Annotated in this window: 11 protein-coding genes; 3 read left to right on the forward strand and 8 right to left on the reverse strand. The window is 33.1% G+C overall.

The window, feature by feature from the left end:
* Positions 1–15 precede the first annotated feature (15 nt).
* The 4 genes from KA893_RS06930 to KA893_RS06945 form a co-directional block, all read right to left on the reverse strand.
* Positions 16–939 (reverse strand): AEC family transporter, encoded by a 924-nt coding sequence (locus KA893_RS06930; protein ID WP_011302140.1) that lies wholly within the window; start codon positions 937–939, stop codon positions 16–18.
* A 725-nt stretch (positions 940–1,664) separates the two neighbouring features.
* Positions 1,665–2,291 carry a DUF4064 domain-containing protein gene (locus KA893_RS06935; protein ID WP_048787496.1) on the reverse strand — a complete coding sequence of 209 codons (627 nt, stop codon included), beginning with the start codon at positions 2,289–2,291 and terminating at the stop codon, positions 1,665–1,667.
* 271 nt (positions 2,292–2,562) lie between these two features.
* Positions 2,563–3,015, reverse strand: coding sequence for a MarR family winged helix-turn-helix transcriptional regulator (locus KA893_RS06940; protein WP_041079885.1), 453 nt, complete (start codon positions 3,013–3,015; stop codon positions 2,563–2,565).
* Positions 3,016–3,037: 22 nt separating this feature from the next.
* Positions 3,038–4,471 (reverse strand): YhgE/Pip family protein, encoded by a 1,434-nt coding sequence (locus KA893_RS06945; protein WP_002482085.1) that lies wholly within the window; start codon positions 4,469–4,471, stop codon positions 3,038–3,040.
* Positions 4,472–4,871: 400 nt separating this feature from the next.
* Between KA893_RS06945 and KA893_RS06950 the strand changes: the two genes are divergently transcribed.
* Positions 4,872–5,753 carry an ABC transporter ATP-binding protein gene (locus tag KA893_RS06950; protein ID WP_041079884.1) on the forward strand — a complete coding sequence of 294 codons (882 nt, stop codon included), beginning with the start codon at positions 4,872–4,874 and terminating at the stop codon, positions 5,751–5,753.
* Complete coding sequence (locus KA893_RS06955) at positions 5,734–6,510, forward strand: amino acid transporter (RefSeq protein ID WP_228482843.1); 777 nt, start codon at positions 5,734–5,736, stop codon at positions 6,508–6,510. The genes KA893_RS06950 and KA893_RS06955 overlap by 20 nt, the downstream gene beginning before the upstream one ends.
* 44 nt (positions 6,511–6,554) lie before the next feature.
* Here KA893_RS06955 and KA893_RS06960 read toward each other — a convergent pair whose 3' ends face one another.
* The 3 genes from KA893_RS06960 to KA893_RS06970 form a co-directional block, all read right to left on the reverse strand.
* Positions 6,555–12,896: an SdrD B-like domain-containing protein gene (locus tag KA893_RS06960; RefSeq protein WP_210125645.1), complete on the reverse strand. Its 6,342-nt coding sequence runs from the start codon at positions 12,894–12,896 to the stop codon at positions 6,555–6,557.
* A 382-nt stretch (positions 12,897–13,278) separates the two neighbouring features.
* The gene (locus KA893_RS06965; RefSeq protein WP_041080153.1) at positions 13,279–14,373 is read right to left on the reverse strand and encodes an ABC transporter permease; all 1,095 of its coding nucleotides are present in this window, start codon (positions 14,371–14,373) and stop codon (positions 13,279–13,281) included.
* A complete protein-coding gene (locus KA893_RS06970) occupies positions 14,370–15,098 on the reverse strand; it encodes an ABC transporter ATP-binding protein (protein WP_041080155.1) in 729 nt (242 codons plus the stop codon). Before KA893_RS06970 ends, KA893_RS06965 begins: the two co-directional genes overlap by 4 nt.
* 139 nt (positions 15,099–15,237) lie before the next feature.
* Between KA893_RS06970 and KA893_RS06975 the strand changes: the two genes are divergently transcribed.
* Entirely contained in the window at positions 15,238–15,804 is a 567-nt protein-coding gene (locus tag KA893_RS06975) for a TetR/AcrR family transcriptional regulator (protein ID WP_194376020.1), read from the forward strand.
* Between the two features lie 66 nt (positions 15,805–15,870).
* Here the strand turns inward: KA893_RS06975 and isaB are convergent, their stop codons facing one another.
* Positions 15,871–16,371 (reverse strand): immunodominant staphylococcal antigen IsaB family protein, encoded by a 501-nt coding sequence (gene isaB / locus KA893_RS06980; RefSeq protein WP_069821665.1) that lies wholly within the window; start codon positions 16,369–16,371, stop codon positions 15,871–15,873.
* Positions 16,372–16,642: the final 271 nt, after the last annotated feature.

Consider the following 16,642-nt stretch of genomic DNA (forward strand, 5'->3'; position numbering starts at 1 on the left):
ATATAGCTGCTCCTATTAAAATAATATTTTAGACATGTATATCACGATGACAACTGTAATGGCACTTAATAAAGTAGATAAAAAGACAAGTTCTGCTGCTAATTCAGGATGATTATCATATTCTTGTGCGATAACTGAACTATTTACAGACGTTGGCATTGCTGATGCGATGAATAATGTTTGAGCTATGATGCCCTCTATCCCCATGATTTTGATAATAACAAGGGCAATCAAGGGCCCTATAATCAATCTTATAAAAACATACGCATAGGATTTGGACCACTTCAAACTAAATTTGATATTAGATATTTGAGCACCTAGCATTAATAACGCAATCGCAATCATAGCATCGGCAACATAATTCGCTGGTGTCCAAATAAATTCAGGAATAGGTATATGATTGTAATTTAATATAATTGCTAGTAATAATGCATATAACACAGGCATTTTAAAATAACCTAAAAGTGCCTTTAACTTTCCTATATGTAAAGATTGAATCGCAAATACACCATAAGAAAACGTGAATATGTTCTGCAAAGATAACACAATAACTTGAACAGACATTGCTAATGGATCACCTTTGAAAACTAAATCATTTACTGGGACACCGTAGTTGCCCGAATTAAAGAACATCAGACTGTTTGTAAGCGTTGTTGTCTCCCCTTTATCCGTTTTACGGAACATAGACAATAACTTACCAATAAGAAATAGTACAAACATATAGATTACGAAGAAAATGATAATGTAAAACAATAAACTTAACGCAAAATGCGTCTTGTAAAATTTCACAAAAATAAATCCCGGCACAAAGACATAGATATTAAGTTTGGCCAATGTATTTAAATCTAATGTAAATTTCTTTTGCAGTATGTATCCTAAAAATATCATGATAAAAATAGGTAAAAGTACAGTCTGTAGTATATATAACATTTCACTCATAAGCATCCCCCTTTGTTGCGCTTTAGTTATTTATGATTGAAGTTGCATTTTATAACTTTGCTATTTAACCTATATTACTATTAATCATATCAGAATATTAATCGTTTGACTTTAACCATTAATTTAAAATCATTATGTTTCACGTTAAACATTTTATGCATCTCAATAACATCATCCTTATGCCATATCTTAATTTTTTAAACTGCTATAATTTTTCAGTTCACAAGAAAAAAAACCGAAACATCTTTATATGTCTCGGCCTAATTAACCCTAAAATCCTACTACGCTATAAAACGACTTTTCCATTCCTACAGACTAATCATCCTTTTTGCGTAGGCACTATGAAATCTTTCTTTGGAAATTCGATTTTTACTTATATGTGTTCTTACGTTATATACACAAAAAGCTGCATAAGCTTTTCACTCTGATAACAATTATTTATCTTTCTTTTTATTACGATTTCTTTTTCTTTCTTCCAATATGGACATAGTAATAAAACCAACCACCAAAACAGGCAATAGCATGCCTAATGCCATCATCATCTTTCTCACCCCATTTTAATATTTAACTACTTTTAATCTCATTTTATTAAAATATATCACAATTTTTCTAAGTTTATATACATAATTGCTTTAAACATTAGTTTGCAATCGATGTATTATAAAATAGACTAGGCTACATTTAGTAGCCAGTCTATTTAGATATACAAATTAACAAAGTATCATTTAATACTTATAAGGATCTTCTTTCACTTTTTTTGATCTTTCATCTAAATCATCTAAGTTATCTAAATCCGTTTTATTATCATCTTTAGATTGTGAGTAAGCATCCTTTATTGTCTCTTGCTCATTTTCTTTTTGCTCTTCAGATAAAATAAATGAGTTATTACGCTCATTCACTTGAGATCCATCTTTAATATATGGATTTACATCGTCATCTTCTTCTTTGTCATAAATTGGTTCTTTCGGCTTTCTCACTAACAACATGATACCTGCAACAAGCCATAAAACCGCATTTATCCAATTTCCTAAGAATGAAATCACACCAGCGATAATTAATAAAACGCCTGCCACTTTTGCCTTTTTGCTAATTAAAAATACTGCTATAAGCGCTATGATTAATAGTATAATACCTAAGACTAAACCAGTAGTCAAAAGACCACTAAAAGTGCTAAATATCGTATTTCCGTCTTCATACGTGAAACTACTATCTTCTTGCATCATTTGACTAATGAATGCTTCTTTGACCTCGCCGTTACCCATCATAGGTATTAGAACAGCCATTAGTACAACACCAAGTATTTGTAAGACGATACCAATCCACGTCAGTACACGTTCTATTGTTCTTTTCATAACAATATACCTCCTGTAATTTTTAAAATAAATTTATTAGGACAATAATCTTTACCTACAATCTTTTTAAAAATATTTAATTATACAGTAATTATACTAATTGTTAATATTGAAGTACATTTTTTACAAATAATAATGTTCGCTGAATTACGTATGTCTTATATTTTCATAAAAAATGTTAAATAAAAAGTGCCAATATCCTATAGAATCGAATTGGCACTTTTTATATTATAATTCGCACATTTGTAAATGCCACAAGTACATCTATTAACTACTTATGTGCTTTAAACGCAATATCGATATGCGTAAGTTGCTCAACGAAATGATGTACTTCTTCGGCAGTAAATTTATTACCTAGTCGATCTTTTACTGCTTCGGTCATCACTGCAGTCGCTCTCTGTAAAAATGTTTCACCTTCGTCACTTAACATAATCAGTTTAATACGTTTATTATCTGAATAAGCGCGTTGTACATAGCCCATTTCTTCTAATTTTGCGATGCGTTTAGAAGCAGCAGTTTTAAAAATATTTTGTAAACCCGCTAATTCATTAATTGTTACTTTGCCTTCATTTTTTATAATTCTCATCGCATCAATTTGTTCTCTTGAAAGTAAATTACTTAAACCTGTCTCTTTAACAATTTCAACTATCTCTTTATTTAAATGCAACATAACTATCTGAAATTTCGTAATTGCTTCTTCAATTGTTTTATCTACGTTTTCCAAATAAGTCACCTCCATATTGCACTTATTTAAATTCTATTGAAAATGGTACACGTTGTCTTTTGTTAAACCATAGTAATACTAAATATTGTAAAATCATCATTATGACAATAATACCAACGAGCAATGCTACTACAAATCCAAAGTTAAAGTGTCCTGCATTTGTAAAGATGGCTTCTCTATAACCCTGTATCGCATATGACATTGGAGAGAATGGGTGAATCCATCTAAAGAATTGTGCTGATAACTCTATTGGGAACATACCTTCACTCGCACTTAATTGTAATATGAGTAAAACCATAGATATGAATAGACCAATTCGATCTAATAATAAACTTAAGAATGTCGTAATAGTAATTGCTGCAATTGCCCATAGCAATCCGACTAAGATAAATTTACCAATGTTATCTATAGACATATTAAGTGCAAATATCGCCCAACTACTCATCAATAACGCAGATACCGCACCTTGTACGAGATACAATAATAACTTACCGAATGCTTGTTTTAGTGATGTAACATCTTTAGTTAACATTTTTCTCAGTGGGTATATTGCACTAAATGACACAGCACCTACAAATAAACTAACACTCGCCATATAAGGCACGATTGTTTCACCATATTTATCGGCTTCTGTAGCATTATTTTCATTTACTTTCGTTACATTATTTAACGCTTTTTCATTGTCACCTTCAAAAGCAACGCCGTCTTGTTGCTCTACAGATTGGTCTATTTGCGCTTTTAATTGATCATTATTTTGTTGCAATTGATTAAGTCCATCTGTGACTTGTTGATTGCCTGAAATTAATTGCTGTGCAGGTTGTCCTACTGTTGGTGCTAATTGTTTCAATCCATCCGTTACTTGCTGATTACCATCAATCAATTGTGATTCTGCATCAGACATGTCACCTAATGCATTTGAAGTATCCTTGAATCCAGATTGTGATTTTTTAGCACTAGCAAATAATTGATCTAAATAATTGGTACGAATATTATCCTTAATTGAATTTGTTACCGTATTAATTGCTTTTTGTGCTGATTGACTACCAGTATAACTAGACCCTGGATTGACTTGTGTTTCAATATTTATTTTTTTAGGATTTTTATCTAATAATGTTGTAGCGTTACTAGAGGCATCTTTAGGTATAATGATAGTTCCTACACTTTTACCTTTTTCTAATTGATTAAATGCCTCTTTTTTTGAAACTTCTTGAAAATCAAATTTATCGTTATCTTTTAATTTGTCGACAACATCATCACCTATTGTAACCTTTTCACCATTTAGCTTTGCACTTTGATCTTGGTTTACAATTGAAATTTTCAATTGATCTGTCTTATCATATGGGCTCCACATAGAACCTACGAATAAAGCAACATATAATAGCGGGATAGCTGCTATTGCAATAAGTGCTATGATTAACATTTTATTTCTGAAAATAAATTTAAATTCATTAAACATTTTCTTCTACCTTCCTATTTTTAAATTGTACACCTTGTGTACTATTAGGTTAAAATTAAACCCAAGAACGCATGAAATCCACCTTAGGCTATTGTTTACTATTCAAATTGATGAGGGATAGATCATATCTTTTGAATAGTACACCCCTTATACAGTTATCTATCATACTCTCCTTAAAAATCATTGTCAATTGCGATTTCAAAAATCTAGTAAATCCCTTTTTTTATAAACTAAAAATATATAAATTAAATTGTAAGTAGAATACATAAATTTTTAATAAAACAACTTATTTACTATATTTAACAAATTCATTCTCGTTGTTAAAATTAACTTATATAAGCGTAACATCAACAATTCATATAAATTTCATTAAAACTCTATTAGTTCAAAGGAGGACATTATGTTAAAAATAGATGACCTTTATAAACGTTTTAAAGAAGCCGATTTTAATGTTATTGACGGTGTTTCATTAACCATAAACCGTGGAGAAGTCGTAGGTGTAATTGGAAAAAACGGCGCAGGTAAAACAACATTTATGAAAATGATTGCTAAAACAAAACGACCTACTTCAGGTGCTATATTTTTAAATGACATAGATATTTTCCAACATCATAATATACTTAAAAATGTAGGTATCATGATTAATACGGTTCATTTCAAACACTTTTCAGCTAAAAAGAATTTAACTTATTATTTAAAAGTTAATCATAAAACGCAGTACTTAAAAAATATCGATAATATATTAGATCTCGTAGGTTTATCACATACATATGGCAAAAAGGTAAAAGATTTTTCTTTTGGTATGAAACAACGCTTATCACTAGCTATGTGTTTAGTTGATGAACCTGAAATAGCTATTATGGATGAACCTTTTGTTGGTCTGGATCCAGACGGTGTTAATACACTCATTCACTCGTTAAGAACTTGGGCTAGTAAAAAAGGAACCGCATTACTTATTTCTAGTCATCAATTAAATGAATTAGCAGAAGTCTGTGATCGCTTTGTTCTTTTAAAAGAAGGAAAACTCCAAAATATTGATTTCAATAAAGAACAATTGATAAAAATTGTAGTAAAAGAACAAATATATCCAGAACATCGTCAGGAACTTCTCAATTTGTTTTCTACAATAAAAGATATTGAGGAAAAAGCAGTTATCATGCAGTCAGGTTCTGAAGAATATAATGAAATCATAAATTATTTAGTTAAATACTACACTTTAGAAAACACGATTAATGAACAAGATAACTTATATCAATATTTCGATGGGTTCGAAAGGAAATGATGATATGTTAATTAAAAATATTTTCACTACAGTATCTTCGCGTAACTCTGCAATTATCTTTTATGCAATAGCACTTTATCCATTTTTATATTTAATCACACTTATACTACCTACCAATTTTATGCAAATTGGAGGAGAGACGAATTCACTCTCTGGTTTAGAATTTTATTATGGTATTTTACTTGCACAATCTCAATTTGCCGTACCATTGATTCTTATGACATATTTTGTCAGTTATTTATTTTTTGAAGAATATGAATCTGGTAGATTAATCTTTTATAAAGATATCAGCCGAATACGTCTATATAATTCAAAGTTAGTCGCCTTATTCTCTATGTATATAATATATTATGTAATATTATTTGTGTCTTCTGAAATTTTGTATTTTACGTATATACATCAATATGATTATGCTTCCGGTGCTTTCTTATCGAATGTTCAAGAAACTAATTACAGTACAATATTATGTATCGTCGGTATTTTCTGCATTACTTTAATTGCAATATGCTTTTCAGTCATGTTATCTATGAAATTGTCTACTGGATTTAATATTTTAAGCGTTATTGTTTTACTTATGTTTATGGTTATTGCACCAATGATTCATGGACTCAAATATTTATTTCCAAATGGTTATGATCATGCGATTACGCCTTCAGACTTACTAACAAAACTAGGTTTAATGATATTAACAACTCTATTGTACTCAGTCATTTGCTACTTAGTAGGTTTGAAAATGTTCAAAAAATTAGAATATTAATATAAGAGCCTGCACTTTCTATTTTTGAAAGTGCAGGCTCTTTTTTATTTATCTTGAATTTCATTATTTCTACGTCTTCTAAGGAGTATGATTCCTCCAAGCGCAGTAAGTAATGGTATCAACCCATTATGTTTATCTTCATTACCTGTATCTGGTAATTTATCTTTCTCTTTTTCATAGTTTCCATCATTATTTAGGTGTCTATTTAATGATTCGTATTCACTTATTGACTCACTGGCACCCAACGATTCGCTTTCACTTATTGATTCACTTGTACTAAGTGACTCGGATTCACTTAAAGACTCGCTGGCACTTAATGATTCGCTTTCGCTTATTGACTCTAACTCACTCAACGATTCACTTGCACTTAAAGATTCGCTCTCACTTAATGATTCACTTGTGCTCAATGATTCACTCTCACTTAATGATTCGCTATCGCTCAACGATTCGGACTCGCTTAATGACTCACTCTCACTCAATGATTCGCTATCGCTTAGTGATTCGCTGGCACTCAACGATTCACTTGTGCTTAACGATTCACTGGCACTCAATGATTCACTCTCACTCAATGACTCGCTCTCACTCAATGACTCGCTCTCACTCAATGACTCGCTGGCACTCAATGATTCGCTTAAACTCAACGATTCACTTGTGCTTAACGATTCACTGGCACTCAATGATTCGCTATCGCTTAATGACTCACTCGTACTTAACGATTCACTCTCACTTAATGACTCAGACTCGCTTAATGATTCGCTATCGCTCAACGATTCACTGGTACTCAATAATCCACTTTTACTTAACGACTCACTCTCACTCAATGACTCGCTGGCACTCAATGATTCACTCTCACTCAATGACTCACTGGCACTCAATGACTCGCTGGCACTCAATGATTCACTCTCGCTTAACGACTCACTCTCGCTTAACGATTCGCTTTCACTTATTGACTCGCTATCGCTCAACGATTCGGACCCGCTTTCGCTCAATGATTCACTGGCACTCAACGACTCGCTTTCACTCAATGATTCGCTGGCACTTAACGACTCACTTTCACTTAACGATTCACTCTCGCTTAATGATTCACTCGTGCTTAATGATTCGCTATCTCTCAATGATTCACTGGCACTCAACGATTCACTCGTACTCAATGATTCACTTTCACTTAACGACTCACTCGTGCTTAATGATTCGCTTGTGCTTAATGACTCACTTTCACTTAACGATTCGCTCTCACTCAAGGACTCGCTTGTACTTAATGACTCTGACTCACTCAACGATTCGCTGGCACTCAATGATTCACTCTCACTCAATGACTCGCTTTCACTCAATGATTCGCTGGCACTTAGTGATTCGCTCGTACTCAATGATTCACTCGTACTTAATGACTCACTTGCACTCAATGACTCGCTTTCACTCAATGATTCGCTGGCACTTAACGACTCACTAGCACTTAACGATTCACTCTCACTTAACGATTCGCTCTCGCTTAATGACTCGCTCTCACTCAGTGATTCACTTTCGCTCAATGACTCACTGGCGCTTATTGATTCACTGGCACTTAATGATTCACTCTCGCTCAATGACTCACTCTCACTTAGTGATTCACTTTCACTCAACGACTCACTTGCGCTTAACGATTCACTAGCACTTATTGACTCACTTGCACTTAATGACTCAGATTCGCTTAATGACTCACTCTCACTCAATGATTCGCTATCGCTCAACGATTCGGACTCGCTTAATGACTCACTCTCACTCAATGACTCACTTTCACTTAGTGATTCACTTTCGCTCAATGATTCACTCTCACTTATTGATTCACTAGCACTCAATGATTCGCTATCGCTTAATAATTCACTTTCGCTTAATGACTCACTCTCACTCAATGATTCGCTATCGCTTAGTGATTCGCTGGCACTCAACGATTCACTTGTGCTTAACGATTCACTGGCACTCAATGATTCACTCTCGCTTAATGACTCACTTTCACTTAACGATTCACTCTCACTCAATGACTCGCTCTCACTCAATGACTCGCTGGCACTCAACGATTCGCTGGCACTCAACGATTCACTCGTACTTAATGACTCGCTCTCACTTAATGACTCACTTTCGCTTAACGATTCGCTTTCACTTAATGATTCGCTCTCACTTAACGATTCACTCGCACTTATTGACTCACTATTGCTCAACGATTCGCTGGCACTTAACGACTCACTCTCACTTAATGATTCGCTCTCGCTTAACGACTCAGATTCGCTTAATGACTCACTCGTACTTAATGATTCACTCTCACTTAACGATTCGCTTTCACTTAATGACTCACTTGCGCTTAATGATTCGCTTGCACTTAATGACTCACTCGCACTTAATGACTCGCTGGTACTCAATGATTCGCTCTCACTTAGTGATTCACTGGCACTTAATGATTCACTCTCGCTCAATGACTCACTCTCACTTAGTGATTCACTTTCACTCAACGACTCACTTGCGCTTAATGACTCGCTTTCGCTCAATGATTCACTGCCGCTCAATGATTCACTCTCACTTAATGACTCACTGGCACTTATTGATTCACTAGCACTTAATGATTCACTCTCACTTAACGATTCACTCTCACTCAATGATTCTCTGGCACTCAATGATTCACTCGTACTTAATGACTCGCTATCACTTAGTGATTCACTTTCACTTAACGACTCACTCTCACTTAATGACTCACTCTCACTCAATGACTCGCTCTCACTCAATGACTCTCTTTCACTCAACGATTCACTCTCACTCAACGATTCACTGGCACTCAATGACTCGCTCTCACTTAATGACTCACTTTCACTTAATGACTCACTCTCACTTAATGATTCACTTTCGCTTAACGACTCACTTTCACTTAACGACTCGCTCTCACTCAACGATTCGCTGGCACTCAACGATTCGCTGGCACTCAATGATTCACTCTCACTCAATGACTCGCTCTCACTTAGTGATTCACTTTCACTTAACGACTCACTCTCACTTAATGACTCACTCTCACTCAATGATTCGCTTTCACTTATTGATTCACTTGCACTCAATGACTCACTTGCACTTAACGACTCGCTCTCACTCAAGGATTCGCTCTCGCTTAAAGATTCGCTCTCACTTATTGACTCACTGGCGCTTATTGATTCGCTATCGCTTATTGATTCACTCGTACTTAATGACTCGCTCTCACTCAACGATTCGCTCTCGCTTAACGACTCACTCTCACTCAATGACTCACTTTCACTTAACGACTCACTCGTGCTTAATGATTCGCTTGTGCTTAATGACTCACTGGCACTTAATGACTCGCTTTCACTTAACGACTCACTCGTGCTTAATGATTCGCTTGTGCTTAATGACTCACTCGTACTTAACGATTCAGATTCGCTTAATGACTCACTCTCACTTAATGACTCTGACTCGCTTAATGATTCGCTTTCACTTAATGATTCGCTCTCACTTAATGACTCACTGGCACTCAATGACTCGCTCTCGCTTAATGATTCAGATTCACTTAACGACTCACTCGTACTCAGTGATTCGCTTTCACTCAATGACTCACTCGTACTTAACGATTCAGATTCGCTTAATGACTCACTCTCACTTAATGACTCTGACTCGCTTAATGATTCGCTTTCACTTAATGATTCGCTCTCACTTAATGATTCGGACTCTCTTAATGACTCACTTTCGCTTAATGACTCGCTTGTACTTAAGGATTCACTCTCACTTAACGATTCACTCTCACTCAATGACTCACTAGCACTCAATGATAGTGATTGGCTTAATGATTCACTTGTGCTTAAGGATAGTGACTGACTTGTTGATTCGCTTTCACTTAGCGATAGTGAATGGCTCAAACTCAATGATTGTGAAGTGCTTAGCGACTCAGATAAGCTTAGTGATTCCGAAGTTGTGTCAGAAACTAAACCAGCATCTATCGTCATATTGTCAGCATCTTTAATAGTAACGTGTGCAATGTATCTTCCATTCTCAAAAACTACATCTGAATCTTTGTCATCTACAGTGTTGTTCGCTTGTGTAGGAATATATCCTTCTGGCATTACGAATTCCACAAGATAATTACCCTTTGTTAAATTATCAAAATTGTAGTGTCCTGTTATATCAGTAGTCGTTTTAGCTAAACGTATACCAGTTGGGTCAAGTAAATTCACAGTAATGCCAGCTGCAGCTGCGTTCGAATCATTCTGAACACCGTCATTATTCTTATCAAACCATACATAACCACCGAATCCACCGAATCCAGCAAGTTCTGCTCTGACAAACTGAATACTACTTGCGTGTGCTCGTGTGTCTCTTTGGTTTTTATTATTAGTAAATGTGTATTCTGATTTTAATACACCAATCCCCGAAAAATCAGGTAGCGTGTTTGGTTTACTTCTTATTATATAACCAAGTGTTCCAATATCCCCCAGGTCTACAGTTGCTGATCCATCAATATTTATAATGATTTTAGGATTTCTAACTTGCGTTAAGTTTGCATAATCTGGTGAGAAACTATCTCTGAATTGTGAGTTATTTAATACTTTATAAACCTCAATCTCATCAGGAGATGTAAATTTGAATCCTTGGCCACTTAACCTAACTTTTGATCCTGTATTAAATGCTCTATTTTGATTTATATAAGTTGTAAATTCAGCAAAGTCCTTCGTCAAATAATTTATATCTGAAATAACTGGTCTCGTTCTATTACCATAATTGAATATGACATTTTGAGTATAATCCTCTCCAGCAACTGTAATGCCTACTGGGACACTCTGTTCATCAGTAGTAACTAATTCTTTAAATGGCCAACTTAATAAACTAAAAGATCCTCTCACATTATTATAAATATCCACATAATTTGTGAAGGTATATTTCGCAGTATTCGTTGCACTATCATATGATCCAATAGCGATTGTTCTCCCATTAGCATCATGTATGTTATTTACTCGATACGGTTTTCTTGATGTACCTGGATGTATATATTTACCGAAATCAACTGTAAAATAATCTCCTTCAACCACGGAGTCATCTACCGTATAGTCAATCTTAATTTTCAACTTACCATCCATAGTCATAAATACTTGATTGATTTGCTTACCGCCACCTAGTATTTCATATGAAGTGTTTGCAAAGACTAAATGGTTAACATTTCTACCACTCTGATTAGCTGCATAATTAACTACATTCGTTGCTCTTGTATTTGCAGATCTAAATTTACTTGTAGATGGTTTAGCTAAAGTTTTTTCAATATTCGTAGTATTCGTTTCAATACTTAAACTTTCGTTATTTGTTTCCGCACGCTTTGAAGCAGGCACATTGGCTTGTACTTTATCTTTATCCATTTGATTAGCTAGTTCAATTAATAATAATGCGATTAATTGATCTGAATTTTGTTTAGTAAAATCAATGTTTAATTTTTCAATAGCTTTTTTTGCATCACTAGCTGTAGCATTCGTATGTGTTTGGTAATAATTTTCTAATAGAGATTGCTTTTCTGTGTTATTTTTAGCATTATCTAATTGCTTTAAAGAGTGATTTACTGAGTTTATTAAATTTGAGCGGGTTGCATTATCTTCAGTTTTTTCAATAGAGGTACTACTTGAAGTGTTAACTTTATCATCTTTATTAACATTTTCATTTTTAGACTCTAAATTTGTTTCTTTGTTATTTTTATAGACGTTATCTTCTACTTTATTTTCGATACGGTGATTATGGCTTTCTAATTCATTTTTCTTTTTGCCGTTATCTTTTTCATCTTTATATGTATCTTTCTCTTTTTCTAAATCTAAGCTGCCTTCATCATTTTTTTCAGTTGTATTTTCTTTGTTTGCTTCTTCTACAGCTTTACTTTCTTCGGTTGTGCTTTCTTCGGTTGTGCTTTCTTCAGTTTTTCTGTCTTCTATTGACTCTTCTTCTGTTGATACTTCTTTACTTTCTTCTTTTACATGATTTTCAGTAGCATTTTGATTCAAATGAGTTTCATGATGATTTGACGTATCTTGCTCATTTATAGGCTTTTGGTCATACTCACTAGATTTATCGTGGATTGGTATCTCACTATGATTAGAATAGTTAGCCTCGTCATTATCATTAATTATGTTTGTTCTTTCTTCATCATGTTGTACTGAATTGGACTTGTTTGATTCGCTTTTGTAATTATTATCAGTCTGTCCATATACTTCTGATGTTGGTTGCTGTTCCGCTGCATCCGCTTCTTTATCAATTACTGCACCTAACAATATCGTTGATCCAATTAATACTGAAGCGATACCATTTGTAAATTTACGTATAGAATATTTATTTAATCGATTAGGCAAGAAATCAAATCGATGTCTTTTCTTGTTTTTGTTCATATGTTCCTCCTAATTTACTAACCTAAATTTCTAGTTGATTTTTATTGTACTTTATGTTCTTTTAGCACAATACATTTCTTATTTTACCTAATAGTACAAAATAATTCCATAATATTTTATAATTACACAAGAATATTATGCTTTAGTTTATTAAAATCAACGGAAAACCAATAACCCACAATCGCTTTCAAACTGAATTTAATTGTATATGTATCATTTCTGTGAATTTTATTTCTTACCGTCAATAAATTTAATTTTGTCCCGTTTTCAAAAATTTTTGCTATAGAAAAAGCTTCTTTTTAAGTTATCACCCTAAAGTGTGTACTTAAAAAGAAGCTTTAATTGAATATAATTTAATAAATTTACCTTTTTATCGTTTGTTCTAAACTTTTCTATAACGCTTAAGACCTACAATATTAAGCACTGTAAATACGAAAATAAATACGAACAGAATACCAATATCGAACCAAATAAATTCGAACCCTTGGCTTTTGATCATAATATTGGTCAATGCATCCCCAGCATAGCGTAATGGAAACAAATAGCCTATCACACTGACCCAATCAGCAATATTTTCAAGAGGAATAATACCTGAAAAGAAAACTTGTGGTATTGCTACAATTGGAATAAATTGGATCATTTGGAATTCTGAATTTGCAAATGTTGATACGAAGATTCCCATCGCTAAAGCAGCTAATGCAATTAAAATATTGATTAATAGTACCCACCAAATACTACCTGCCACTTCAATGTTTAATATGAGAATCGCATAAAATACAATCAGTAGTGTTTGGAGAATTGCAAACAATCCATAGCCAGCTAAATAACCAAATACGATTTCACTACGTTTAACGGATGTAGCTAATAAGCGCTCTAATGTTCCATTTGTACGTTCTCGTAATAATCCAATGCCTGATATTAAAAACACAAATAAAAATACGAAGAAACCAATTAATATCGGAAACATTTTATCAAAATAAGTGCTATCTTCATCTCCATATAAATAATGATTATCTAATTTAACATTTTCATCTTGTTGTGCATTTTTTTGTTTCATATTATTCGGTATTTTTTCAACGATTTTCATCATATCTTGCATCTTATTTTGTTGTATCGCGCTACCAAGTAATTGTTTTGTTGAACCTGTTTTACTAGGATCTTCATTTGCATATGTGACCTCTAAATTAGAACCATTTTTCGTAATGTAACTATCTAATTTAGAATTTACGATTGTATCTTTTATAGAATCAGGCGATTTGATTTTTTCTATTTCTACTTTGTCTGAAGGTAATGCATTCACAATTTTTTGGGGCACATTGTCATCGATGCCTATTTTTAAATCAGTTTCTGAATTTGTATCGAATACAAAATATAATAATGTTAATACTAGGATTGGTGCAAATAACATGAGCGCCAAAGTTCTTTTGTCTCTTAATAATTCTTTAATCACTCTTATGAACACTGCTTTGAATCTCATGATTGCACCTCCGCTTCAGCTTTAATAAATACTTCTTCTATAGAATCTACGCCAAATTTATCTTTTAGTTCTTGTGGCGTACCCATAGTAAATAATCGTCCTTCTACAATTAAACCTATATAATCACAGCGCTCAGCTTCCCCCATAACATGCGTAGTCACAATAACTGATTTTCCTTTTTTAGTTAAATGTTTTAACTGCTTCCATATATCTCTTCTTAGACTTGGATCTATGCCTACTGTAGGTTCATCTAAAATAATAAGGTTTGGATTCGCAAGTAATGTAATAGCTAATGATAATCTACGTTTCATCCCACCAGAAAAAGTATTAACAATTTTGTTTAATTCTCCTTCTAAATTCACAAGTTTCATATTAGTCGCTATAGCTTGCTTTAATTTCTCTCCTTTTAAGCCGATTAAATTACCAAAAAAGACTAAATTTTCATGTGCAGTTAGTGATTCATATAATGCATCACTTTGGCCCATATAACCGATTTCATTTAAAATTTTACGATCTGGTATTTCAGTATCAAAAATTTGAGCATGACCTTCATCTAATTTCTCCATACCCATGAGACATTTAATCGTAGTTGTTTTGCCAGAACCACTTGGCCCGATAAGTCCTAATATTTTTCCAGATGATAACTCTATATCGGTATGATCTAAAACTTTCTTCTTACCATAATATTTCGTTGCATTTGTCAATTTGGCTACAAGTTCAGACATATAAGCCCTCCTTATTAGACACAGTGTCAATTATCGTTCATAATGCGATTATATACCTCTACTTTGCAAAAGCAATGGAAAAATAACCGTTAATGAACATAATAAAATATATGTCTATTAATATTTGGAGTGAGTTTGATTGAATGAAGAAATGATGACAGATTCGCGTATATTAAAAACAAAAAGAAATACCAGAAAGGCATTAATAACGCTGTTGAAGCATAAAAAGTATGATGATATTTCAGTTAAAGATATATGTGAAGTAGCTGGCATTAGTCGAGGCACTTTCTATTTACATTACAAAGACAAGTTTGATTTAGTGGAACAATATCAATTTGAAATTACAAAAGAAGGCAGCAAAAGAGTTCAAAGTTTATTACAAAGTGAACGTCATTTGTTGTATTATCATATAATTAACTTTTGGAATAATGAAGCCGAGCTTTTATTGTTGCTCATTTCGAATAATGGATCACCTGACGTTCAAAATCAACTAAAAAAAACATTACAATATAATGCGGAAAAGAATGTTTTCCCATACACAAAAAAATCCCATTTTAGTGAAAAAGAACGACACTATTTTGTAGTTTTCTTGAGTAATGCTATATTTGGTATTATTCAAGAATGGGTCAATAATGGTCAACAAGAAACCCCAGAAGAACTATATGCCATTATCCATAAAATTATACCTGATTCTTTATTAGGTTAATAAAACATATAATAAAAGCACAATGCCATTATAAGTAGCATTGTGCTTTTTTGAATCGTCTATTATTTATTCATTTTCTGCATTAATTTGTACATCTTTCACATAACCATCTTCAACAATAAATTGAACTATGTTATCTCCCATATGATATCTATAATCAAATCCTTGAGCACTTTCAAATGGCTTTTCAATAGGTTGACCATATTGCTCAATTAAAGCTTCCTTCGATACTGCACCCTTCTTCACTTCAAAATCTACCATTGAAGCTGTTTGCTCCCCTGTCTTTGCAATGATTTGATCATATATATCAATCATCGAACTCTCTTGTTGTTCGTTTCCAGTAATATTATAACCGTTAATCACGAAGTTATTATTTTTTACGGCTTCAATAAATGATGGCTCCAATATAAAGTCATTTGCGTCAGTAGTATAACCATTTACTTGATAATCAATATTTTCTGATCCGTGTGCAATAAAAGTTGAGTTTGATGTCACGCTACTCGTTGTGCCAACCATTGCGCTCAGTGCTAATCCAGTTGCTAATGTTACCTTAACCAATTGATTCATACTCAATCACCTCCTAAATTTTATATAGCCCAATCAATTACAATATTGCATATTCTTCCAGACATTTCCACAAAACATTTAAATCTTTACAAAAATTTAAAATTTTTATTTATTTATAAAAATTCCTATAAAAAAACTATTATTACACTTAGGTATAAAAAATAGTGAGTTAGGCATTTTTACAAAATTAATTAACAAAAAGATATATATTGTGTTTAACAAATTAAAGCGCAAGTTTTAATTTAAATTTTTCAAAATAAAGAAGTGTCTC

Origin of the sequence: Staphylococcus sp. GDY8P126P, from assembly GCF_017891965.1 — a bacterium.
Lineage (GTDB): Bacteria > Bacillota > Bacilli > Staphylococcales > Staphylococcaceae > Staphylococcus > Staphylococcus saprophyticus.

Excerpts from the sequence above, each read along its gene's own strand:
- isaB (WP_069821665.1), bottom strand. The coding sequence starts at position 16,371 with ATGAATCAATTGGTTAAGGTAACATTAGCAACTGGATTAGCACTGAGC.
- KA893_RS06945 (WP_002482085.1), bottom strand. The coding sequence starts at position 4,471 with ATGTTTAATGAATTTAAATTTATTTTCAGAAATAAAATGTTAATCATA.
- KA893_RS06935 (WP_048787496.1), bottom strand. The coding sequence starts at position 2,291 with ATGAAAAGAACAATAGAACGTGTACTGACGTGGATTGGTATCGTCTTA.
- KA893_RS06955 (WP_228482843.1), top strand. The coding sequence starts at position 5,734 with ATGGGTTCGAAAGGAAATGATGATATGTTAATTAAAAATATTTTCACT.
- KA893_RS06965 (WP_041080153.1), bottom strand. The coding sequence starts at position 14,373 with ATGAGATTCAAAGCAGTGTTCATAAGAGTGATTAAAGAATTATTAAGA.
- KA893_RS06960 (WP_210125645.1), bottom strand. The coding sequence starts at position 12,896 with ATGAACAAAAACAAGAAAAGACATCGATTTGATTTCTTGCCTAATCGA.
- KA893_RS06950 (WP_041079884.1), top strand. The coding sequence starts at position 4,872 with ATGTTAAAAATAGATGACCTTTATAAACGTTTTAAAGAAGCCGATTTT.
- KA893_RS06930 (WP_011302140.1), bottom strand. The coding sequence starts at position 939 with ATGAGTGAAATGTTATATATACTACAGACTGTACTTTTACCTATTTTT.
- KA893_RS06970 (WP_041080155.1), bottom strand. The coding sequence starts at position 15,098 with ATGTCTGAACTTGTAGCCAAATTGACAAATGCAACGAAATATTATGGT.